This window comes from Nitratireductor sp. ATLC21 (assembly GCF_057196525.1).
In genome coordinates, this window is the sequence record NZ_JBXUOU010000002.1 from 1,251,425 (window position 1) to 1,272,138 (window position 20,714).

At 58.6% G+C, this 20,714-nt stretch carries 19 protein-coding genes; 9 read left to right on the top strand and 10 right to left on the bottom strand.

Going from position 1 to position 20,714, the window contains the following annotated elements; all coding sequences use genetic code 11:
• Window positions 1-71 precede the first annotated feature (71 nt).
• Window positions 72-617 carry a DUF2585 family protein gene (locus tag AC2CHD_RS13495; protein ID WP_484554091.1) on the bottom strand — a complete coding sequence of 182 codons (546 nt, stop codon included), beginning with the start codon at window positions 615-617 and terminating at the stop codon, window positions 72-74.
• A gap of 337 nt (window positions 618-954) precedes the next feature.
• On the opposite strand from AC2CHD_RS13495, the gene AC2CHD_RS13500 reads away from it, so the two are divergent.
• Entirely contained in the window at window positions 955-2,637 is a 1,683-nt protein-coding gene (locus tag AC2CHD_RS13500; protein ID WP_484554092.1) for an electron transfer flavoprotein-ubiquinone oxidoreductase, read from the top strand.
• 5 nt (window positions 2,638-2,642) lie between these two features.
• Complete coding sequence (locus AC2CHD_RS13505; protein WP_484554093.1) at window positions 2,643-3,494, top strand: class I SAM-dependent methyltransferase; 852 nt, start codon at window positions 2,643-2,645, stop codon at window positions 3,492-3,494.
• Here the strand turns inward: AC2CHD_RS13505 and AC2CHD_RS13510 are convergent.
• Genes AC2CHD_RS13510 through AC2CHD_RS13525 form a run of 4 tightly spaced genes read right to left on the bottom strand, consistent with a single transcriptional unit; the run spans window position 3,491 to window position 6,547 of the window.
• A complete protein-coding gene (locus tag AC2CHD_RS13510) occupies window positions 3,491-4,510 on the bottom strand; it encodes an endonuclease/exonuclease/phosphatase family protein (protein WP_484554094.1) in 1,020 nt (339 codons plus the stop codon). The genes AC2CHD_RS13505 and AC2CHD_RS13510 overlap by 4 nt on opposite strands.
• Before the next feature lie 56 nt (window positions 4,511-4,566).
• Window positions 4,567-6,066: an AMP nucleosidase gene (locus AC2CHD_RS13515; RefSeq protein WP_484554095.1), complete on the bottom strand. Its 1,500-nt coding sequence runs from the start codon at window positions 6,064-6,066 to the stop codon at window positions 4,567-4,569.
• Between the two features lie 42 nt (window positions 6,067-6,108).
• Entirely contained in the window at window positions 6,109-6,264 is a 156-nt protein-coding gene (locus tag AC2CHD_RS13520; RefSeq protein WP_322339398.1) for a hypothetical protein, read from the bottom strand.
• A 43-nt stretch (window positions 6,265-6,307) separates the two neighbouring features.
• Window positions 6,308-6,547, bottom strand: coding sequence for a hypothetical protein (locus AC2CHD_RS13525; RefSeq protein ID WP_229448158.1), 240 nt, complete (start codon window positions 6,545-6,547; stop codon window positions 6,308-6,310).
• A gap of 156 nt (window positions 6,548-6,703) precedes the next feature.
• Here AC2CHD_RS13525 and AC2CHD_RS13530 point away from each other — a divergent pair, with 156 nt between their 5' ends.
• Window positions 6,704-7,408 carry a glutathione S-transferase family protein gene (locus AC2CHD_RS13530; RefSeq protein ID WP_229447438.1) on the top strand — a complete coding sequence of 235 codons (705 nt, stop codon included), beginning with the start codon at window positions 6,704-6,706 and terminating at the stop codon, window positions 7,406-7,408.
• A gap of 62 nt (window positions 7,409-7,470) precedes the next feature.
• Here the strand turns inward: AC2CHD_RS13530 and AC2CHD_RS13535 are convergent, their stop codons facing one another.
• Both AC2CHD_RS13535 and AC2CHD_RS13540 read right to left on the bottom strand, forming a co-directional pair.
• Window positions 7,471-7,788, bottom strand: coding sequence for an SMR family transporter (locus AC2CHD_RS13535; protein WP_484554096.1), 318 nt, complete (start codon window positions 7,786-7,788; stop codon window positions 7,471-7,473).
• Window positions 7,785-8,135 (bottom strand): DMT family transporter, encoded by a 351-nt coding sequence (locus tag AC2CHD_RS13540; protein ID WP_484554097.1) that lies wholly within the window; start codon window positions 8,133-8,135, stop codon window positions 7,785-7,787. Before AC2CHD_RS13540 ends, AC2CHD_RS13535 begins: the two co-directional genes overlap by 4 nt.
• A 99-nt stretch (window positions 8,136-8,234) precedes the next feature.
• Between AC2CHD_RS13540 and AC2CHD_RS13545 the strand changes: the two genes are divergently transcribed.
• The gene (locus AC2CHD_RS13545; RefSeq protein WP_484554098.1) at window positions 8,235-9,143 is read left to right on the top strand and encodes a LysR family transcriptional regulator; all 909 of its coding nucleotides are present in this window, start codon (window positions 8,235-8,237) and stop codon (window positions 9,141-9,143) included.
• A gap of 89 nt (window positions 9,144-9,232) precedes the next feature.
• Here AC2CHD_RS13545 and AC2CHD_RS13550 read toward each other — a convergent pair whose 3' ends face one another.
• Window positions 9,233-9,577, bottom strand: a complete 345-nt coding sequence (locus AC2CHD_RS13550; RefSeq protein WP_484554099.1) for a DUF2147 domain-containing protein — start codon at window positions 9,575-9,577, stop codon at window positions 9,233-9,235.
• Window positions 9,578-9,692: 115 nt separating this feature from the next.
• On the bottom strand, window positions 9,693-10,592 hold the full coding sequence (locus tag AC2CHD_RS13555; protein WP_484554100.1) for an ABC transporter substrate-binding protein: 900 nt from the start codon (window positions 10,590-10,592) through the stop codon (window positions 9,693-9,695).
• A gap of 120 nt (window positions 10,593-10,712) precedes the next feature.
• Between AC2CHD_RS13555 and AC2CHD_RS13560 the strand changes: the two genes are divergently transcribed.
• The 4 genes from AC2CHD_RS13560 (at window position 10,713) to AC2CHD_RS13575 (ending at window position 14,132) form a co-directional block, all read left to right on the top strand.
• Window positions 10,713-11,714: a FecCD family ABC transporter permease gene (locus AC2CHD_RS13560; RefSeq protein ID WP_484554101.1), complete on the top strand. Its 1,002-nt coding sequence runs from the start codon at window positions 10,713-10,715 to the stop codon at window positions 11,712-11,714.
• Window positions 11,711-12,757 (top strand): FecCD family ABC transporter permease, encoded by a 1,047-nt coding sequence (locus AC2CHD_RS13565; protein WP_484554102.1) that lies wholly within the window; start codon window positions 11,711-11,713, stop codon window positions 12,755-12,757. Before AC2CHD_RS13560 ends, AC2CHD_RS13565 begins: the two co-directional genes overlap by 4 nt.
• Window positions 12,750-13,577 (top strand): ABC transporter ATP-binding protein, encoded by an 828-nt coding sequence (locus tag AC2CHD_RS13570; RefSeq protein WP_484554103.1) that lies wholly within the window; start codon window positions 12,750-12,752, stop codon window positions 13,575-13,577. Before AC2CHD_RS13565 ends, AC2CHD_RS13570 begins: the two co-directional genes overlap by 8 nt.
• A gap of 288 nt (window positions 13,578-13,865) precedes the next feature.
• Entirely contained in the window at window positions 13,866-14,132 is a 267-nt protein-coding gene (locus AC2CHD_RS13575; protein ID WP_007008458.1) for an SEL1-like repeat protein, read from the top strand.
• A 77-nt stretch (window positions 14,133-14,209) separates the two neighbouring features.
• Here AC2CHD_RS13575 and AC2CHD_RS13580 read toward each other — a convergent pair whose 3' ends face one another.
• Entirely contained in the window at window positions 14,210-16,165 is a 1,956-nt protein-coding gene (locus tag AC2CHD_RS13580) for an acetyl/propionyl/methylcrotonyl-CoA carboxylase subunit alpha (RefSeq protein ID WP_484554104.1), read from the bottom strand.
• Window positions 16,166-17,069: 904 nt separating this feature from the next.
• On the opposite strand from AC2CHD_RS13580, the gene AC2CHD_RS13585 reads away from it, so the two are divergent.
• Window positions 17,070-20,714 (top strand): TonB-dependent receptor, encoded by a 3,645-nt coding sequence (locus AC2CHD_RS13585; protein WP_484554105.1) that lies wholly within the window; start codon window positions 17,070-17,072, stop codon window positions 20,712-20,714.

The window sequence follows — 20,714 nt, forward strand, 5'->3', positions numbered from 1 at the left end:
GGCAGGGCAGTACCTCCCTTCCTTCCGCATTATACCGCCATTTCACGTTCCGGAGAACGAAAAAGCATGCCTCAGCCGCCCGTCTGCCAATCGGAGACTGCCTGTGAGGGATAGACAAGCTGGAGAATATTGAGCGTGAGATTGTCGCGGATCATGACCGCCATGAAAATCTCCGTCGTCACCACCAGAAGAATGCTGAGCCAGAGCGGAGATATTCGTGCGACGAAGAAGCCGGCGATAGTCGCAAGCGTGTCGGAGAGCGAATTGATGACACTATCCCCGTAATAGCCTTGGGCGAGTGCGGATTCGCGGTAGCGATTGATCACCATCGGCGTGTTTTCTGCCATCTCCCACGCAGCCTCCAGCCCTACGGCAAGCGCGAGACGATATCCGAGCGGCATACGCGGGGCGACGAGCCAAAGGAGGCCGTAGAAGAGCAAACCGTGGAGAAAATGCGAGTAGGTGTACCAGTCGCCGATATGCTGGGAGGTCTCGGGGCCAGATGGGTCTGGGTACCAGAGTTTTACCGCACCGCAGTCGCAGAATGTTGTCTGCCCCATGAGTTTCAGGAACAGCGCCTGAATGGCAAGGATGGCGAGAACACAGAAAGCGGTCACCAAGACCGGACTTTGCCTGTAGGCCCTCAGCAACGGTTTTCCCGGATGTCCACGTCCTGCCCCCAATCTTGAAACAGGCTGAAACTGCTTGGATTCGAGCCGCGAGGCAAACAGGAATTGCCTGCGCCCGATTTCTCAATTATTTACGTTTACGTTAAAGTAATATTGGTTTGCAGCAATCAGGAATGGGTTGATGCAACTTCTCTGGTTTCGACAGGCGCGCGGATGCGCTATAGCCCGGCGTTGAAACCGTTATGCGGGACTGATGGGTATCCGGATCGCGCCGGCACGAAACGAGAGCAGGGGCGCGCGAGAGAAAAAGACTGCGGAGGGTGGAATGAGCGAAGTGGAACGCGAAAGCATGGAATTCGATGTGGTCATCGTCGGCGCAGGGCCGGCGGGGCTGGCCGCGTCCATCCGGCTCAAGCAGTTGAACCCGGAGCTTTCCGTCGTCGTTCTCGAAAAGGGCGGTGAAGTCGGCGCACACATCCTGTCTGGTGCTGTCGTCGATCCCATCGGCATCGACCGGCTTTTGCCGGAGTGGCGCGATGATCCCGATCACCCGTTCAAGACACCCGTCACCGACGATCAGTTTCTGGTTCTCGGGCCGGCGGGCTCCATGCGCATTCCCAATTTTCTGATGCCGCCGCTGATGAACAACCACGGCAACTACGCCGTATCGCTCGGCAATGTCTGCCGCTGGCTTGCAGGCTATGCCGAGGGATTGGGCGTTGAAATCTATCCGGGCTTTGCCGCCGCCGAAGTGCTCTACAACGACGATGGCGCGGTTATCGGCGTCGCTACCGGCGATATGGGCGTCGAGCGGGATGGCTCGCACGGTCCCAACTATCAGCCTGGCATGGCGCTTCTGGGCAAATATGTCCTGATCGGCGAGGGCGTGCGCGGTTCGCTCGCCAAGCAGCTGATAGAGAAATTCGGCCTTGCTGAGGATCGCGAACCCCAGAAATTCGGCATCGGCCTGAAAGAACTCTGGGAGGTCAAGCCGGAGAACCACAGGCCCGGTCTCGTCCAGCATTCCTTCGGCTGGCCGCTCGACATGAAAACCGGCGGTGGCTCCTTCCTCTATCATCTGGAAAATAATCAGGTGGCGGTCGGTTTCGTGGTTCACTTGAACTACAAAAACCCGTTCCTCTCACCTTTTCAGGAATTCCAGCGTTTCAAGACGCATCCTGCGATCAGCAAGACGTTTGAAGGTGGCAAGCGCATCTCCTATGGCGCCCGCGCCATCACTGAAGGCGGCTACCAGTCTGTGCCAAAACTCGCCTTTCCTGGCGGTGCGCTCATCGGGTGCTCGGCAGGCTTCGTCAACGTCCCGCGCATCAAGGGCTCCCACAATGCGGTGCTCTCGGGAATGCTCGCCGCCGAGCATGTCGCGGAAGCGCTGGGAGCGGGACGTGTCAACGACACGCTGGAAGGCTACGAGGCTGCCTGGCGCGCCTCGGACATCGGCAAGGACCTGAAGAAGGTGCGCAACGTCAAGCCGCTCTGGTCGCGCTTCGGCACGCTTCTGGGCGTCGGCATTGGCGGCTTCGACATGTGGGTGAATTCGCTGTTCGGCTTCTCGCTGTTCGGCACCCTGAAACATGGCAAGACCGACGCGGCTTCGCTGGAGCCGGCCGCAAAACACAGGCCCATCGACTATCCGAAACCCGACGGTGTGCTCACCTTCGACCGTCTTTCCTCCGTATTCCTGTCCAACACCAATCATGAAGAGGATCAACCGGTTCATCTTCAGGTGAAGGACATGGAACTGCAGAAGACGTCGGAATACGCCGTCTATGCCGGCCCGTCCTCGCGCTATTGTCCTGCCGGTGTCTACGAGTGGGTGGATGCTGACGGCAACGCGCTCACCGATGGCAGCGATGTGGCTGACGCCCGCTTCGTCATCAACGCGCAGAACTGCGTCCACTGCAAGACCTGCGACATCAAGGACCCGAACCAGAACATCAACTGGGTGCCGCCACAGGGCGGCGAGGGCCCCGTCTATACCGGGATGTAGAGAGATTGTCCGACCCCGCATCCGAAAACGCAGCAGCCAACGCCGTTGATGAAGAGGCGCTGGCCGAGGCCTATAATCGTGCTCTGGCGCTTGAAAAGGCCGGCGATTTCGACGCAGCTGCCGAAGCCTATCGCGAGGTGCTGGCTCTTGACCCTGCCGACCACGGCGGTGCAGCAGTACGGCTTGCCTCGATGGGGCGGGGCGAGACGCCGTCTCGGGCATCGGAAGCCTATGTGGCGACGCTGTTCGATCAGCACGCCGGCGCGTTTGAGAGCATTCTGGTCGATCAACTCGGCTACGACGTGCCGGCACTGACCCGCAGGGCGCTGGATGAGGTGGCGCCTGGGCCTTTCCGGCGCATGCTGGATCTGGGTTGTGGAACGGGGCTCGCCGGCGAGGTCTTGCGCGACATTGCGGACCACATCACCGGCGTCGACCTGTCGGAAACCATGATCGAGGTCACCGACGAAAAAGAGCTCTACGACGCGCTCTATGTGGGCGACGCGGTGGACTTTCTCCATCACGCGGATGTCGAACCCTTCGACCTGATCACCGCAACCGACGTTCTGCCCTATCTGGGTGATCTGGAAGCCTTCTTTGCCGGTGCGGCAGAACTTGCCACGGACGGTGCAGTTCTGGCCTTTTCAAGCGAAACCCTGCCGGACGAGGTGCTCGCCGGGCGCGCCTTCATGGTCGGGCCGCATCAGCGCTTCGCCCATTCTGAGAGCTATCTTGCCGAAATGCTTGCCGGGCATGGCTTTACAGGTCTGGCCATTGCCAACATCGTGGTGCGGCACGAAATGGGAAAGCCGGTTCCCGGTCACCTGGTCGTCGCACGCAGGAAGCCGGCCGATTAACGTCTGTTTCTGGCGAGCTTCACTTCGATCACCTCATCCGGTTGGCTGGTCGGTTGGATGCCGAATTCGAGCAAAACCGGCAGATGATCGGACCCCACATCCTCAAGACGTTCAACCGTAAGCGGCACGATGCGGCCCTTGGTAAACACATTGTCGATGGGCAGACCCACCAGCCGGCGGAGCGCTTCTGGCACGACGGGCTTCATCCATGTGGGTCCGATGCCAGGCATGAGATCCATCTCCCCGGCTGCAGCCACACGGTGCGCCGTCACACTCCAGGGGGTGGCGTTTAAATCTCCGGCAAGGATGGCTGTTTGGGGGAAACGTTCCAGCACGGGCGCAACCCGGCTTACCTGGTGATGCTGTTCGAATGGCCACGGCCAGCCGAGATGCAATGCGCCGATTTCCACTGCGTCCGCACCCAGCCGAACGGTTGCCACCGCCATGGAGCCGCGGTCATAGCAGGCAAAGGCCTGCGGATCAGCGAATGGCCGGCGCGAGAGAATGGCTACGCCGCCAATGCGCGCAGGCGGTGGACAAACCACCCGGTAGGGATAGGTAGCTTCGAGAAACTTGAGTTCCTTCACCCACATGCCCGAGACCTCGTTCAGCGTGACGATGTCGGGCTTGGTGCGGCCGATCAGTGAGAAGACCTGCTTGGGGGTTGCATTGTCATATCGCAGGTTGAGTTGCAGAAGCCTATACCGTGCCGCCGGCGCGTCTGCCTCTCCGGCCCTTGCCGAACCGGCAGTGGCCTGAACGGGAAGCAGTGTTGCGCTCAGAGTGGCGATGCCAAGCACGGCTCCCGCTGCACCGATCTGACGCCAGCCTTTCACAAAAAGCAGCGGAGCCGCCATGAGAGCGATGAGCACTGCGAGATGAAGACGGAAATGTGCCATGGAATCGAGGGCAGGGTGAAGCCTGCCCCAGAAGCCAGCGACCAGCGGAAAAGACACCAGAACCACGCCGATTGCCAGAAAGGCCGGCAGCATTGATGCAATCCTCGGTCTCTTCATTGCCTCGCGCCCATTGTTTCCGTCTCGATTCAGCAGCGCCTAATCGCATTTTTGGGCTATTGGAAGGCGGTCTCGAAAAAGCTCCGCAATTTGCGTGAATGGAGCCTTTCGGGCGGCATGGCTGCAAGCTTTTCCACGGCTCTCATCCCGATCTTGAGATGTTGCGAAACCTGCCTCTTGTAGAAATCGGTGGCCATGCCCGGCAGCTTCAGCTCACCGTGCAGCGGTTTGTCCGAAACACACAGTAAAGTTCCGTAGGGGACGCGGAAGCGGAAGCCGTTGGCGGCTATCGTTGCCGATTCCATGTCGAGCGCGATTGCGCGGGATTGTGAGAGGCGCTGGACCGGACCGCGCTGCTCGCGCAGTTCCCAGTTGCGGTTGTCGATGGTCGCGACGGTTCCGGTGCGCATGATGCGCTTTAATTCATAACCGGAAAGTCCGGTGATCTCAGCGACCGCTTCCTGAAGCGCCACCTGAACCTCCGCCAGCGCCGGCAGCGGCACCCAGACGGGCAGGTCGTCGTCAAGCACATGGTCTTCGCGCACATAGGCATGCGCCAGAACATAGTCGCCGAGCGCCTGTGTGTTCCTCAGGCCGGCGCAGTGGCCGAGCATCAGCCAGGCATGCGGGCGCAGCACCGCCACATGATCGGTGATCGTCTTAGCGTTGGAGGGGCCAACGCCGATATTCACCATTGTGATGCCCGCATGGCCATCGCGCGTCAGGTGATAGGCCGGCATCTGTGGCAGGCGGGCAAGGGCGCTGGCAGACGGGCTCGTCTCGCCGGCCATTGTGATGATATTGCCCGGCTCCACGAAGGCGGTGTAGCCATTTCCGCCCTCGGCCATCATCTCGCGGGCAAGCGCGCAGAACTCGTCGATATAGAACTGGTAGTTTGTGAACAGGACGAAGTTCTGAAAATGTGCCGGCGCCGTGGCGGTATAGTGTGAAAGCCGGTGCAGCGAATAGTCGACCCGCTGTGCGGTAAAGGGGGCGAGCGGCAGGGGCTCGCCGGGCAGGGCCTCATGCGTGCCGTTGACGATATGGTCGTCCGTGGCGTTGAGGTCCGGCACATCGAAAAGATCGCGCAGCGGCCGCTTCAGCCTATCAGCGATGGAGCCTTCCACATATGTGTCCTGGAGAAATGCGAAATGCAGCGGGATCGGCGTTTCCGATTCGGATATCGTGATGGGCACACCGTGGTTCCGGATCACCAACCCTAGCTGGTCGATCAGGTAGTCTTCAAAGAGATCAGGCCGGGTGATCGTGGTGGCGTAAACACCGGGCGCAGCCACATGGCCATAAGCCAGCCGCGTATCGATCTGGGCGTAGGAGCCCGTGGCAAGGCTGATTTCGGGATAAAAGGCGCGAAAGCGGCGGTCGCTCTCGCCGTCCTGGGCGACTTGCGCGAAGGCATCGCGCAGGAATGCTGTGTTGCGCTCATAGAGCGCTTTCAATGCCGCAACGGCTTCGCGAGCATCGGTAAAGCTTTTCCGGGCAAATGGCTCGGGGCTTGAAATCGTCTGAATGGGCTGGGGGTATATTCTGTGTTCCATGGCCTTTTATATGGATATTCTTCTTCTTCTCAAGACCTGAGCCTACCTCGAACGCTTCAGACTGACCATCAGGACGAGGCCCGCACCGCTCGAGCGTTCATAATCCCCTTCGATGATGTTTTCATTACCGGCACGGACGTTCTGGACCGCAAGAAGCGGTGAGCCGATCAGGGCGGCAAACATCAATCCCCGAGCCATGTGTGTGATCGTCCGCATCGTCTCTTACCTCAACTCATCTCGTTCAGCGCAGAATTGTTCTGCCGCAAAGCGCGGTCTGCTCACCGGAGCAGGAGAACGGCCGATTGTTCTGCCAGGGATCGGAAGGCCTGCTCGCTTCTGCGACCAGTATGGCAAGCCCCATGCCGAAGATGGCGGTGATCAGGCAGACAATTGAAAAGCGGCGCATCAACATCGGTTTGTCCTCATTGTCGCCATCACTGTGGCAGACGCGGACTGAACCGATACTGAGAGGGATATTCATCCAGGGTTCAGCAGTGTTAACGCCCCGATTATGGATAAATAACGGATCGTTGAAGAGCAGGCGCGTTGCAAAGTCGGCAGCCGGTGCTTACCTCCCCGGGTATTGCCGCAATCCTCCCCCGACTGCGCGGCGCCCAACAGCTGGAGGCAACAAAGCATGACCACCCAGACCAAGCCGATCGAACTCTATTATTGGCCCACGCCCAATGGCTGGAAAATCACCATTTATCTTGAAGAGACCGGGCTTCCCTACGATGTGCACTATGTGAATATCGGCAAGGGCGAGCAGTTCGAACCCTCCTTCCTCAAGATCGCGCCGAACAACCGCATGCCGGCGATTGTGGACCCTGAAGGACCGGGCGGCGAGCCGATCTCCGTTTTCGAATCGGGTGCGATTCTGCAGTATCTGGGCCGCAAGACGGGCAAGTTCTATCCCACCGATGAGCGAGCGCGTGTCGAGGTGGATCAATGGCTCTTTTGGCAGATGGGAGGTCTCGGTCCGATGGCCGGCCAGGCCCATCACTTCCGCAAATACGCCCCGGAAAAAATTGCCTACGGCATCGATCGCTACACCAATGAGGTGAACCGACTTTACGGTGTCATGAACAAACGTCTCGCAGACCGGCCGTTCCTCGCCGGCGATGAATACACGATTGCCGACATGGCAAGCGTGGGTTGGGTGAAACCCTATGAACAGCAGGGCCAGGACCTCAACGATTTCCCGAACCTGAAGCGCTGGTTCGAAACCATCATGGCGCGGCCGGCGGTCGTGCGCGCTCTGGAGGTTGGTCAGGAACACCGCCGCAACATCGCTGAAGACAAGGAAGCCCAGAAAGTTCTCTTCGGGCAGCGCGCCAGCTGACGACAGTTTTGTGCGTTTCAGGCAGGGCGGGCGTCCTTGGGGCGCCCGCCCTGTTTTTTTGTTTATCCGAGGCGTATCAGCAGGATGGCGAGGATGAGAATGCCCACGCCCAGCCAGCTCGTCAGGTTGAGCCGATGACCGAAGACGAGCCAGACGGCCAGCGCCGTTCCGAGGATCGAAAGCACGCCCCACACCGCGTAGGCGATAAAAAGGTCCATGCCGGTGACGGCCAGCGCCAGAAGCGCGAAGGCCGCCATGATGAGCAGGACGGCAGCGCCTCCCCAGCCTCTGCGTGCGAAACCGTTCGATTTCTCGAGTGCCAGATTGGCGAGGATGTCGAGCGCCACCGATCCCAGGACATAACCCATATAGATGCTCATCGTGTCTCGCCCCGCTGGTGGTGACCATAGTTGATCACCGCGATCCCGAGCAGGGCCACACCGATTCCGATGCCCTGAATCAGCGAGATTGCCTCGTCGAGAAGGTAGAGGGAGGTGAGGGCGATCAGGATCATGCCGAACCCTTCCCAGAACGCATTGGCGAGCGCGACCGGGATGCGCAGCGTCGCGCGCCCCAGAAAGAGATAGGCGATGCCGATCATGGCAATCGCCGCCAGCGTTCCCTGAAGAAGCGTGCCGCCGGATACCAGGAGCTTCATGAGTGTGGTCCCGACCACTTCTGCAAAGACCGCAGCGATCAGATAGAACCAGTGCAATTTCGACCTCATAGCGTCAGATCAAGTTTTATGTCGCTTGATTGAGATATCTGCCCGTTTCACGTATGGAAAATCGCTGAGCGACAGGATTTTTGACGAAGAAGCTTTGCCGTGAGACTGGATTATCTGGAATACTTCGAGGCAGCGGCGCGCGCGGGGTCAATTTCCGGCGCTGCGCTTCAGCTCGGTCGCAACCGCTCCACGATCAGCATGGCGATCGCTGCTCTTGAGGATGAGCTTGGAACGCAACTTTTTATCAGGCGCGGCAACAGCCTGAGCCTGTCGCCGGTCGGCGAGCACATTCTCGATGACTGCGCCCGCATTGTTGCGCTTTCAAACAGCATCATCGAGCGTTGTGCGCGTGGCAAGGAGACTTCCGGTCAGGAATTGCGGATCGGCCGTGATGATGTTCTGCCGGAAAATTTCTGGCGACACGTGATCCGGGCCATCCGAAAGGTGCGGCCCAATGTGCGTCTCAGCATGCGCTATGCCGAGAGTGACGTGCTTCCCGAGCTGGTTCGGGAAGGGCAGCTTGATATTGCTTATTTCGTTTCTTCAGGACGTGCCGGCCCCGCTCCGGGACTTTACAGCCGCGTTGTCGCAGGCATCGGAATGCGAATGATGGTGGCAAGAAGCCATCCGCTCCACTCCATGAGCTACGTCGCCGACGATGATCTCGCGGTTCTGCCGCAGATCACTTACCTCGACAGCACACAGCACGAGCGGTTCCACCTTGAGGCTATGGGAAGCGAACGCATCGCCCTCAGCAGTTTCGAACTGGGAAAAGACGCGATCTGTGACGGTTTGGGATGGGGGTATGTGCCGGAATCTCTTTTGTCGGAAGAAGATGATGCGCAGCTCGGCCAGATCAGACACGGGCTCGGCACTGCCTGGTATCCATACTTCGTGTGCAGTCGCGAGCCGCTCGCCACCGGGGTGAGGGCGGGTGCAGCACTGCTACCATGCGCACACGATATCATTCTCTCTCAAATGCGCAGTGAAGGCCTCATCGAAGACTGAACCCCACGCCTTCCGCAGGGAGGAAAGGCGTGGGGCGCCGACTGGAGACGGTATTCATTGTGCGAATGGCAATCGCTGCAGCGCCTGTTTCAAAGGCGTGACCAAGTCTGGTTGCGGCAGATCAGTCCGCCGAGAACACAACCGCCCATTTTGAGACTGTTGCCGGAGAGTGTGCCCTTGCCGGAATAGGTCTTGTCGTTGGCAGGGTCCGTGATCTTGCCGGTATATTTGCTGCCGCCGGCTGCCTGGAACGTGCCGATCTTCTTGCCTGCGTGCTTCCCGCTTTTCAACGTGATGCAATAAGAACCGCCGCAGGATGCGATTTGTGCAGTCGCTCCGGAATCCGTCCGCCAGTTCCCTTCAATAGGATCGGCCATGGCGATACCGCCGGCCAAAAGCAGAGCTGCGCTGCTGAGAACAAGTCTGCCAATCATCACTTTTCCTCCCAATGATGTTGCAAGTGCAGCTTACGCAAACGTAAACGTAATACAACCGCTTTCTGCACGTGCAACGTCAAGGGACCGTTTCGCTCGGCCGGCGGGGGCCGGATCACTCGAGACCGTAGAGCCGGGCGATATCGTCGAGCATCAGCCGCGCAGCCAGGACACCGCCCGCTGTATTCCAGATCGTGTCGTCAACCTCGTGGACATTGCCGGACTTTACGGCCGAAAGCGTTTGCCAGAGGGGATCCTGAAGCACGTCTTCAGAAAGTTTTGTCGCCTCGCCATCGCCGGGTTCATAGGTGAAATAAAAAATGCGGTCGCCATCCATGTCCGGGATGCTTTCTTTGCCGACCTTCAACACGAAGCTGTCGACATCCTGATTCTCGGGTCGTTTGAAACCGATCTTTTCGAGAATGAACCCGGAAAAACTGTCTTTCTGATAAATACGTATGTGGCCCGGCATGAAGCGGATGACAGAGACCTTTTCGTTCACTTTCTCACCGAGAGCGTCAGTTAGCTTCCGCACACGCGCGTCGAAGTCCGAAAGCACTTTCTCGCCCGCGTCCTCTCTGTTCACGGCCTTCGCCCAGAGCTGGAAATTTTCTCGCCAGTCGCCCCGCAGCCGCTCCGATATGACGGTGGGTGCGATTGCCGAAAGCTGCTCGAAGATAGCTTCATGGCGGAGCTTGGTTCCAAGAATGAGATCAGGTTCCAGAGCCGCGATCAGTTCCAGATTGACTGCGCTCTCCTTGCCGACCGGTTCAACATCGCCCATTTGGTCGGAGATGTGATGGTACCACGGGTCACCATTCCATGAATTGGCGGCACCTACAGGCTTAACGCCCAGCGCCAGCAGCGCTTCAGTCCCCTCATTGGTGAGCACGACAACGCGCTGCGGTTCATCCGGAACCGTTGCCACTCCCATGGCATGCTTGATCTCGGCAGCATTTGCCGCCATGGCGAAACCCGCAATCAATGCGGCCGATAAGAATGGAAGAAAGCGCATTTACGTCTCCTGTCGTGGCGCGACGTTCTCTCGAAGGCTTCGTCCAAACAAATGCTGCGTAAGAATGTCAAGTTTTAAGTTGACATGCCTTTCCCATTTCTGAAATGCAGCAGGCTGAAGATGAGATCGATGCCGCGCCACTTACCCCATGTCCTCTTGCTCGGACTGATCGCTGCCCTGGCGGTGATCAGTGTTCATGTAGGCATTCGATTCACACCGCCGTCCGAAGTCTGGCGCGCTCTGATGGAAGGGGGAGCGGATCAGACGGCCTTGATCGTCAATACGCTCCGTGTGCCGCGTACTTTGATCGCCATTGTGGTGGGCGGCGGCCTCGGGCTTTCGGGGCTTCTGTTGCAGACTGCAAGCCGCAACCCGCTGGCCGAGCCCGGTCTGCTCGGCATCAATGCCGGGGCCGGACTGGCGGTGGTGTTGCTTGTCGTCTTCGCGGGAAACAGCTCGCTTTCACTGATCGCGGGGGCGGCCTGCCTGGGCGCGTTGTTGTGCGCTCTCCTGGTTTTCTCACTGGCCTTTTCGGCAGGCGGAATAGCCTCTCCGTCCTACCTGCTGCTGGCTGGCGTTACGGTCGCAGCGCTTCTGTCATCCGGCATCCAGATCGTAATGGTTGCCGATGAACGAACCATGGAGGAGCTGATTTTCTGGCTATCCGGCGGGTTTGCCGACCGGGATGTCGATCTCCTCTATCTGGCCGCACCAGCCATAGCGTTATGTGGGCTGTTCAGCATGCTGCTCCATCCAATGCTGGATGCATTGCTTACCGATGACACGACCGCCCAGACCCTTGGTGTTCCGGTTCTTAAAACGCGGCTGGCGGCGCTTGTCCTTGCAGCGCTTCTGGCCGGGGTTGGCGTCTCTGTTGCAGGGCCAGTGGCCTTCATCGGACTTGTCGCACCGCATCTTGCAAGACTCTCCGGTCGGCAAAGCCATCGCGATCTGATCCCTCTGTCCCTGCTGACAGGATCCACCCTTGCGCTGGCGGCAGATATTGCTGCCCGGTTCGTCATCTATCCATCTGAAGCGCCCGTCGGTGTGCTCCTGGCGGCAGTTGGGGTGCCTGTGCTTCTTTACCTTTTGCAGAGGAAGCGGGTTGGAGGCGCGGCGTGAAGACTGTCGGCCCTATCCACGCCACCACCGCTTCCGCATCGCGGCGGCCAGTTGTTCTTGCCCTTTGCATGGCGGTCCTCTGCCTGCTGGGATTTGCCAGTATTGCGCTGGGTAGTTCGGGTATGCCACTGAACCGCGTGGTTCTGGCCATTCTTGGGACAGGAGAACGCAGTGATACCATCATCATCTGGTCGCTGCGGATGCCACGGCTGCTGATGGCCGGATTGAGCGGCGTGGCCCTGGCGCTGGCCGGCTTCATCCTGCAACGCGCAACGCGCAATGAGCTTGCTTCCCCATCTGTGCTTGGCATTGTCGATGGTGCGGCGCTGGGTGTGATGTGCTTCCTTCTCATGTTCAGCAATGAATCGAACGCTCTTGTCGTCAGCATCATGTGGCAGCCATTGGCGGCAGCGCTGGGGGCGCTGCTCTTTGCGGGTGTCGTTATCCTCCTTGCCCTGCGCACTGATGCGCCGCCGTTGCGCACCATCCTCTATGGCGTTGCACTCGGGGCACTGGCGAAGGCTGGAGTGACGCTCTTTCTGGTCGATGGGCCGGTGCATCGCGCCAGCCAGGCGGCCATGTGGCTAGCAGGCTCCGTTTATCAGGCGCGCTGGGCGGATGTTGATGTCTTGGCAATGGTGCTTACCGTTTTTGTGCCGCTCGCCTTTCTGCTTTCACGCCGCATGGACCAACTCATGCTCGACGAGATCAGCGCTCAGGCAAGCGGTCTGTCAGTGCGCTCGACACAGCTGATGCTGTTCGGACTGGCGGCTCTGCTCACGGCCGCGGCCGTTTCATTCGCTGGAGCGATTGGCTTTGTCGGTCTAATTGCTCCCCATATTGCGCGCCTCATCTTGCCGGGGCGTGCCGGTACGCAGATGCTGGCAGCGGCATTGGTGGGCGCGGCGATGGTCATGGCGGCCGACGTGATGGTGCGAACGCTTTTCGCTCCACTTGAGGTGCCTGCCGGTGCAGTGACAGCCGTGATCGGCGCACCCTATTTCCTTTTCATTCTCATACGTGCGGGACGTATTCATGCATAGCGATCATCGGAATGAGATTGAATTGCGCTCCGTTGCGCTAGGCTATCCGGGCAAACGTGTTTTCAGAGACCTCAACCTCTCGGTCCGACCTGGTAGGCTGACGGCCTTCTGTGGACCCAATGGCTGTGGCAAATCGACGGCGCTCCGTGCTATGCGCGCGCTCCTGCCGGCAGATGCCGGGTCTGTGCTGTTGCGTGACAGGCCCATCGCCGACCTGCCGGTGAAGACGCTCGCCCGTGAAATCGCCATGCTGACGCAAAGTCCGACCGCCCCCGAGGAACTGACTGTCGAACAGTTGGTCCGGCTTGGGCGCTATGCGCACCGCAAGGCTTTCACCTCCAATACCGACAGCGACCGTAGAGCTGTCACAAATGCGCTGCGGGAAACAAATCTCACGGATATGGCCAACCGCTCGATCGGCAGCCTATCGGGCGGGCAGCTCCAGAGGGTCTGGATTGCCATGGTTTTGGCGCAGGCGTCTCCGGTCATTCTGCTGGACGAACCCACCAACCATCTTGATATCGCGCACGCTCTGGAAGTGCTGGCTCTGGTGCGTCGCCTTGGCGCGCAGGAAGGAAAGACGGTGGTGGTCGTCCTTCATGATCTGAACCTGGCTGCACGTTTCGCCGACGATATCGTCTTCTTTCGCGGGGGCGAAGTGGCCGGCTCAGGCCCGGTGGAAGAGGTCTTCCGTCAGGACCTGATCGAAGATGTGTTCGGAATCGAATGTATCGTGCGGCACGAAGAAGTGTCCCAACGGCCCTTCTGTGTGCCCATCGCTGCCTGCCCGGGACGCCGCGATCGCCTGGTTCAGGACTAGAATTTTCAGGAAATCCCTCGTCAAAGCGTTTCGCATGGTTATCAAAACCTTGCTGCGACCGTTAACGGTTTGAGGCTGCCCGTCTGTCCGAAACCCAAGCCCGGCAGGGCTTTGCGATGCTTAACAAAAACAGGCATTTACTGAAAATTTGAACTTTGTTTTCTTCAAATTAAGCACAAGATTTAACGGCGATTTCAACCGTACCCTGCATTCTCGAAAGCATCGAAGAGCTGGCCCGGAAGGGACAAAACAAAAGGCTCTCGGGAGTAAAAACAGGGATCTTGAATTATGGCACGTTACGATGTTCAGGAAGCAGGCTTCGGTACGGCTGGTTCGTCCACCCAGGCCGACGTGCTGTTTCAACTTGGAATGATGTATGCGACCGGTCGCGATTGCGATGTCGACCTGGTAGCCGCACACAAATGGTTCAACATTGCAGCCATCAAGGGCTCTGAACGCGCAGCTGAGCTACGTTCGGAGTTGGCGGCGGGCATGTCCAAGCCGGAGCTCGCCAGAGCGCTGCGCGATGCCCGCGAATGGATGACGATGCACTGATGCGGTGGGGGGCGGACCGTTCAGGGCCCGGCCCGAAATCGGCCGGGTCCTGAACGCAAGGCACCATCACAAATCGCCTATTCCGCTTCATGAAAGCGGACCAGCATGGCTCCATCGTTGACCTGGGCACCCTCCGCGGCGATTTCGGCAATAACACCGTCGTGCGGCGCAGCAATGGTATGCTCCATCTTCATCGCTTCGAGCACCAGAAGTGGCTGACCCTTCTTGACCATATCATTGACCGTGGCACGGACCAGCTTCACCAGACCGGGCATCGGCGCTCTTAGCCGATCACCAGCACCGCTATCCTCCGCGGACTGAAGACGGTCCGGCACTTTCAATGTCAGCGCATCGGCACCTTCAAACACCGTTACATGCCCTGGCCACGCCGCGATGCGGGTGGGGTCGTCACGGCGCACGATGATGGGCTGGTCTGATGGATCATCGCCAAGACGAATGGCCAGGGCCCCATCGGCCTGGGCCGAGACGCGCGCTTCCACAAGTTGTTCATCATGCACAACAGTCCGCTTGTGAACGAGCGAGCTGAAATGGCCATATCCCGGAATTGCCGAGTATGGATCGTTCGGGCGATCAGAGGGCTCGGCCATGGACGTCGCAGCAATGGCTGCCGCCAGATGTCTTTCCTGCAACGGTGCGGTTTTGGTCAGCACATCTTGCTTGCGTCCGATCAATCCCGTTTCCAGCCGTCCGGCATAAAAATCATCGTCGCGCAACAGCCGTGTCAGAAATCCGAGATTGACGGTGGAGCCGGCAATTTCGGTTTTCTCGAGCGCGGTCGCCAGTCCGTCAACCGCGCCCGCCCGGGTCGGGGCATGAACGATCAGCTTCGCGATCATCGGATCGTAGAAGGGAGTTATGGCATCTTTCTCCGCAACACCGGCGTCCACGCGCAGCGTTGCGGTGTCGAGCCTGTCTGGAAAACGCAAATGGTGCAGCGTTCCCGTGGCCGGCAGAAAGTCCCGTGTCGCATCCTCTGCGTAAAGACGCGCTTCGACCGCATGGCCGGTCAGGGTGATCTCGTCCTGTGTGCAGGGCAGGGGCTCGCCTGAAGCCACCCGCAATTGCCACTCGACCAGATCAATCCCCGTCACCATCTCGGTCACCGGGTGTTCGACCTGCAATCGTGTGTTCATCTCCATGAACCAGAAGCGATCTGGTCGGAGCCCTTCTGAAGCATCGACGATGAACTCGATCGTGCCGGCGCCGCTATAGGAAATGGCCTTGGCCGCCTTCACGGCCGCCTCCGTCATGGCGATCCGCGTTTCCTCGTTCATTCCGGGCGCAGGGGCCTCTTCAATCACCTTTTGATGCCGGCGCTGGGCTGAGCAATCGCGTTCGAAGAGATGGACGGCATGGCCGTGCTTGTCCCCGAAAACCTGCACCTCGATGTGCCTCGGGGACTGAATATACTTTTCGACCAGAACCCGCTCGTCGCCAAACGCCGCCTTTGCTTCTCGTTGAGCAGCCGCCAGCGCTTCAGGAAACGCGTCCGGGTCGGACACCAGACGCATGCCTTTGCCCCCGCCGCCCGCGCGCGCTTTGATGAGAACCGGATAGCCAATCTCATTCGCCTTGGAGGCAAGGGCGACAAGTGCCTGCGTGTCACCATGATAGCCGGGAACCACCGGCACCCCGGCTTTCTCCATCAGCCTTTTTGCGGCGTCTTTGAGCCCCATTGCGCGAATGGCCTGCGAAGACGGGCCAACAAAGATGAGACCTGCTGCCTCCACCTGTTCAACGAAGTCCGGATTTTCCGATAGAAAGCCATAGCCTGGATGGATGGCCTGAGCGCCGGTTTCACGAGCAGCGGCAATGATTTTCCCGCCATTGAGATAGCTTTCGGCAGCCGGGGCCGGACCGATATGGACGGCCTGGTCAGCGAGACGCGTATGAAGCGCGTTCCTGTCCGCATCCGAATAAACAGCCACGGTAGCGATCCCGAGACGTCGCGCAGTCCTGATAACCCGGACGGCAATTTCTCCGCGATTGGCAATGAGAATCTTGTCGAACATGCAGAACGTTCCTCCTACGAAGCAGAGATACCATAAAGCGTCGGGATCGGTTTGTAGCAGGAAAATTATGGCAGACTGCGCGCAGTCTTTACCAATCCCGTCTCGCTTCAGCATCCCGGCGCCTTCTGTGGTCCGCTATCGAGCTTTTGAGAGAAAGTCGCAGGAGAAAGCGTAAGCCATACAGTATTGGGAACTATCGAATTCGGTAAGAATACCCAAAACAACTGCGCCCCAGCCGCCCGGATCCAATATGCTTTGTGAAAGTGCTGGAGTGTCGAAGCGCCCATATGGCCGGCATGTGCTGTGTTGGTGGAGACGGTCGGCTTCTAGGCACGTGGAACATGCTGTGCGCAGCATGTTCGGTTTGGCTGACAGGAGCATTCCTTGAACAGCCGGTTCGCGTTCAACGTAGTTTGACCTTGAAACTCAGTAAGCGCGTTTGTGTCGCTCGAGTGGCAAAGCGTTGTAACGCCGGGAAAGCGTGAGTTCTCGGAACGCGAGTAGCAAAAATCAAAAGCTAGCAAAGCGGAGCGGTGGGTTGTGCCCGCCGTGAGCCGTTAAGGCCGCGCGTATGTCAGCGAGTGGGGGACGTTTGGAGGCGTGAAGCGGAGCAATTCGCTGAATCTGTCAGCAGATAAAAGATGGAAATTCCATGATGAAATATTCACCATCCCGCTTTCTGTTCGCCAGTAGTCTTGTATCAATCTCGGCTACTTTGCAAATCGGACCGCTCTTTGCAGCGGACATGCAGGGGAGGGAGCCTGTTCCTGAACCGCCAATATACGAATCTTCACCCCTACGACAAAACGGCCGCATTGTGGGCGGCGCGCCCATGGGGGGCACAGTTGGCGGAGCGCCCACGATTGTACCTGGAGACGCAGCTCCTGTGTACAAGGGGGACGATATGCCTCCCCTGGTCGATCTCGAAGGCGACTGTGGCGGCGTTGCTTGTCCTGCTGCCATGCGCGGGAAAATGCTGGACAACAGTTCCGTCGGGAGACTGCGTATCGGTGAGAACACGGAACGCGCTGGACCCGATGACCGGCCCGCCGTCCCCTTCGTCATATCCGTTGATGGGCAGATCGTCGACGAAAGTGGCCACATAACCAATGAGGGCATGTTTGGTGTCTCAGCCAATGCGCGCCCTGTCGACAAACAGCGCAAAACCGATCTCGATCTCAGTTCGGTGGATATTCAGATCAAGTTCGACGGGTTGGACACGGCCCCCTTGCTCAATGTGTCAACCGTGCCCGTCCAACGCATTTTCCGTGAAGGAGAACCGGTTCGGTTCTACGCCACATCAAACTACCCCGCATTCATCAGTCGAGCGGAGGTTCGCATATTCGAGAGCAACGTTGCCTGGAACAACAAGCCCGTGGCGGTTGTACCCATTAATGTGAATGACGAGGCAAGCTGGGTCATGCCGGCACGCAGCGGCCGCGAGTTTCACTATGTGTTGCGTGTCTACGACGCCAAGGGTCGCTTCGACGAAACGGTGCCGATGAGCATTGCCAGCACACGTGGCGAATTCCTCTCAGATTCTGGCAACGGCGTCGCTCCAGGAAATGCGGAAGACCGCACGGCGTTCCGCAACATCCCTGTCTATGGTGGAGCCATAACGGTCTACGGAAAGAACGTGCCGGAGGGATACGGCATCGTCGCCTTTGATGAAATGGTCCCGCTGGACCCAAATGGGGCTTTTGTCACTCAACGTATCCTGCCTCCAGGCCAGCACATCGTCGATGTGGCCGTCGATGGCGGGTCGAAAGCAGGTGGCCTTTATTTCAGCCGGGACGTGAATATCCCCACCAACGACTGGTTCTATGTCGCTCTTGCAGATTTCACCTTGGGGAAACGAACTGGCGACAGTGGTATCGAGGAAGTGCGAACCGGTGAATTCGACAAAGTTTGGAACTCGGGCCGTCTGGCGTTCTACCTCCGCGGAAAGATCAAGGGAAAATTCCTTCTGACAGCGGCTGCGGACACGGGCGAGAACGAGGTCAAAAATCTCTTCCGGGACCTCGATGCGAGAGATCCAAGAGAATTGCTCCGCCGCATTGACCCGGACAAATATTACCCTGTCTATGGTGACGATTCCACCTCGGTCGAGGACGCGCCGACCAACGGAAAATTCTATGTGCGCCTTGCCCGGGGCGAAAGTCATGTGATGTGGGGCAACTACAAGACCAAGATTTCGGGGACACGTTTCCTCCAGGTGGATCGCGGTCTTTACGGTGCTGAGATGGTTCTGCGTTCACCGGGCAACAATGAGAACGGAGAGCCCAAATTCTCAGCTACGGCCTTTGCGGCAAAACCGGAAACCTTACCCCAGCGGGATGAGTTTTTGGGGACTGGTGGTTCCGCCTATTTCCTGAAACGCCAGCGCATCATTCAAGGTTCGGAGACCTTGCATATCGAGTACCGTGACAAGGTCACAGGCCGGGTCATCGAGAGACGCGCATTGGTGTATGGGGAGGATTACACCATCGATTATCTGCAGGGTGTTGTCATCCTTGACGCGCCTCTCTCTTCCGGATCAATCGACGATGGCGCAATCCGAAATGGTGCGCTGGGCGGATACAAGGCCTATATGGTCGCCCAATATGAATATCGGTCGCGCTCAGGCGAAATGGATGACTACGTTTACGGCGGACGTGCCCAGACGTGGCTCGGGAAGCATGTCCGCTTGGGAGCCACCGGCATAAAGGACTCCACCGGCCTGTCGGATCAGAAGGCCTATGGGGCTGATGTCAGGCTTCAACGCTCCGCGGAGACCTTTATCGACGGCGAAATCGCGTATTCGAAAGGTCCGGGCTTTGGCATCTCGCGGTCAACGGATGGCGGTCTGTCATTGTCGGATCAGGATACCGCTGGGCGCGAAGGACTTTCGGCGAAAGCCTGGAGTTTGCGCGGTCAGATGGCCTTGAGTGATTTCCGCTTTCTGGGAACCGCTGGCAGAATCGGTGGCTATTATGAACAGAAGGAAGCTGGTTTCTCGAGCGTGACCGAGCAGGTCGACGCCGACGAACGCAGTTGGGGCGCAGAGCTTGAAGTTCCCTTGAGCGCCAGCATGAACCTAAAGCTGTCATATGACGACTATCAGACCGAAGAAGGGAGGGATCAAAGTGATGCGGAACTGGAGGTCAGCTACGCCTTCGATGCTTATTGGAAGGCAGCTTTCGGCGTTGCCTATTCCAAACTTTACTCGCCAGGAGCGATAGCTTCCGGAAAATCCGGTTATGACGGTACCAGGCTAGACGCGGGCCTGCGTGTCAATTATCGGCAGAATGACGACTATCTCTACTACGGTTTCGTTCAGGGAACAGTCGACAGGAAAGGCAATATCTCCAAGAATGATCGCTACGGCGTGGGTGCAGAAGTGCGCCTGAGCGAGAAGCTTGGTGTTGAAGGCGAAGTCTCCTGGGGAGAGTCAGGAATTGGTGGGTTGGCGGCTTTGACCTACGATCCAACGCCTGAAGATCACTACTACATCGGTTATCGCCTTGATCCGGATCGCGCCACCGACGGCAGCTATGGCTATGATCTGCAGGGGCGCGATCACGGCGCGGTCGTCGCAGGCGTGAAGAAGCGGATGAGCGATGTCGTTTCTGCTTATTCAGAAGCAGATTTCGATCTCTTTGGACGGCGGAATTCTCTGGCTCAGCGCTACGGCGTGATCTACACACCCGATGTTGCCTGGACTTTTGATGGCGGCGTGGAGGCCGGCAATATTGAGGATGATCGCGTCAACACGGCCACCGGCAAGGAATATTCCGACTTCGAACGATACGCCGGATCGCTTGGTGTGGGGTTCAAGGACGAGGAATTAGGTCTCAGTGCAAGGCTTCGCGGCGAAGCCCGGTTCGAACGGTCCGAGGACGAAACACGCAACCGCAACACATACGTCATGAGCGCCGGCGCCAGTATGGATCACGACGGATATGGCCGGGTCCTGGGAAGTGTGGACGCCGTCATTTCTCAAACACCGTCCGGCACATACTACAACGGAGACTATATCGAGGGTTCACTGGGTTACGCGTATCGCCCCGTGGACAACGATCTCCTGAACGCGTTGTTCAGATACACCTATCTCTACAACCTCCCGGGCAACGATCAGATCAGCAGCATGTCACGCTCGACGAACGGCCCGCTTCAACGTAGCCATATCGTCTCCGCCGATCTGACCTATGATCTCCTTCCCTGGCTGTCCGTCGGTGGCAAATACGGCATGCGGCTGGGCGAAATCCGGACGAGAAGCAGTGACGGTAGCGGGACCATGGGCGATTGGGAAAAATCCTCAGCCCATCTGGGTGTCCTGCGAGCCGATCTCCATGTCGTGAAAAATTGGGATGCGATGCTTGAGGGGCGGGCCTTCTACCTTCCGGAGATTCAATCGATGGACTATGGCGCTCTCGCTGCCCTCTACAGGCATGTCGGCAACAACTTCAAGGTCGGTGCCGGTTACAATTTCGGGCGCTTCTCGGACGATCTCCGCGACCTTACGCTGGATGACCGTGGAGCCTTCCTCAACGTGGTTGGGAAGTTCTGA

Coding starts and splice junctions, on each gene's coding strand:
- AC2CHD_RS13500 (WP_484554092.1), top strand. CDS start 955: ATGAGCGAAGTGGAACGCGAAAGCATGGAATTCGATGTGGTCATCGTC.
- AC2CHD_RS13510 (WP_484554094.1), bottom strand. CDS start 4,510: ATGAAGAGACCGAGGATTGCATCAATGCTGCCGGCCTTTCTGGCAATC.
- AC2CHD_RS13515 (WP_484554095.1), bottom strand. CDS start 6,066: ATGGAACACAGAATATACCCCCAGCCCATTCAGACGATTTCAAGCCCC.
- AC2CHD_RS13520 (WP_322339398.1), bottom strand. CDS start 6,264: ATGGCTCGGGGATTGATGTTTGCCGCCCTGATCGGCTCACCGCTTCTT.
- AC2CHD_RS13525 (WP_229448158.1), bottom strand. CDS start 6,547: ATGAATATCCCTCTCAGTATCGGTTCAGTCCGCGTCTGCCACAGTGAT.
- AC2CHD_RS13530 (WP_229447438.1), top strand. CDS start 6,704: ATGACCACCCAGACCAAGCCGATCGAACTCTATTATTGGCCCACGCCC.
- AC2CHD_RS13535 (WP_484554096.1), bottom strand. CDS start 7,788: ATGAGCATCTATATGGGTTATGTCCTGGGATCGGTGGCGCTCGACATC.
- AC2CHD_RS13540 (WP_484554097.1), bottom strand. CDS start 8,135: ATGAGGTCGAAATTGCACTGGTTCTATCTGATCGCTGCGGTCTTTGCA.
- AC2CHD_RS13550 (WP_484554099.1), bottom strand. CDS start 9,577: ATGATTGGCAGACTTGTTCTCAGCAGCGCAGCTCTGCTTTTGGCCGGC.
- AC2CHD_RS13555 (WP_484554100.1), bottom strand. CDS start 10,592: ATGCGCTTTCTTCCATTCTTATCGGCCGCATTGATTGCGGGTTTCGCC.
- AC2CHD_RS13560 (WP_484554101.1), top strand. CDS start 10,713: ATGAGATCGATGCCGCGCCACTTACCCCATGTCCTCTTGCTCGGACTG.
- AC2CHD_RS13570 (WP_484554103.1), top strand. CDS start 12,750: ATGCATAGCGATCATCGGAATGAGATTGAATTGCGCTCCGTTGCGCTA.
- AC2CHD_RS13575 (WP_007008458.1), top strand. CDS start 13,866: ATGGCACGTTACGATGTTCAGGAAGCAGGCTTCGGTACGGCTGGTTCG.
- AC2CHD_RS13580 (WP_484554104.1), bottom strand. CDS start 16,165: ATGTTCGACAAGATTCTCATTGCCAATCGCGGAGAAATTGCCGTCCGG.
- AC2CHD_RS13585 (WP_484554105.1), top strand. CDS start 17,070: ATGCCTCCCCTGGTCGATCTCGAAGGCGACTGTGGCGGCGTTGCTTGT.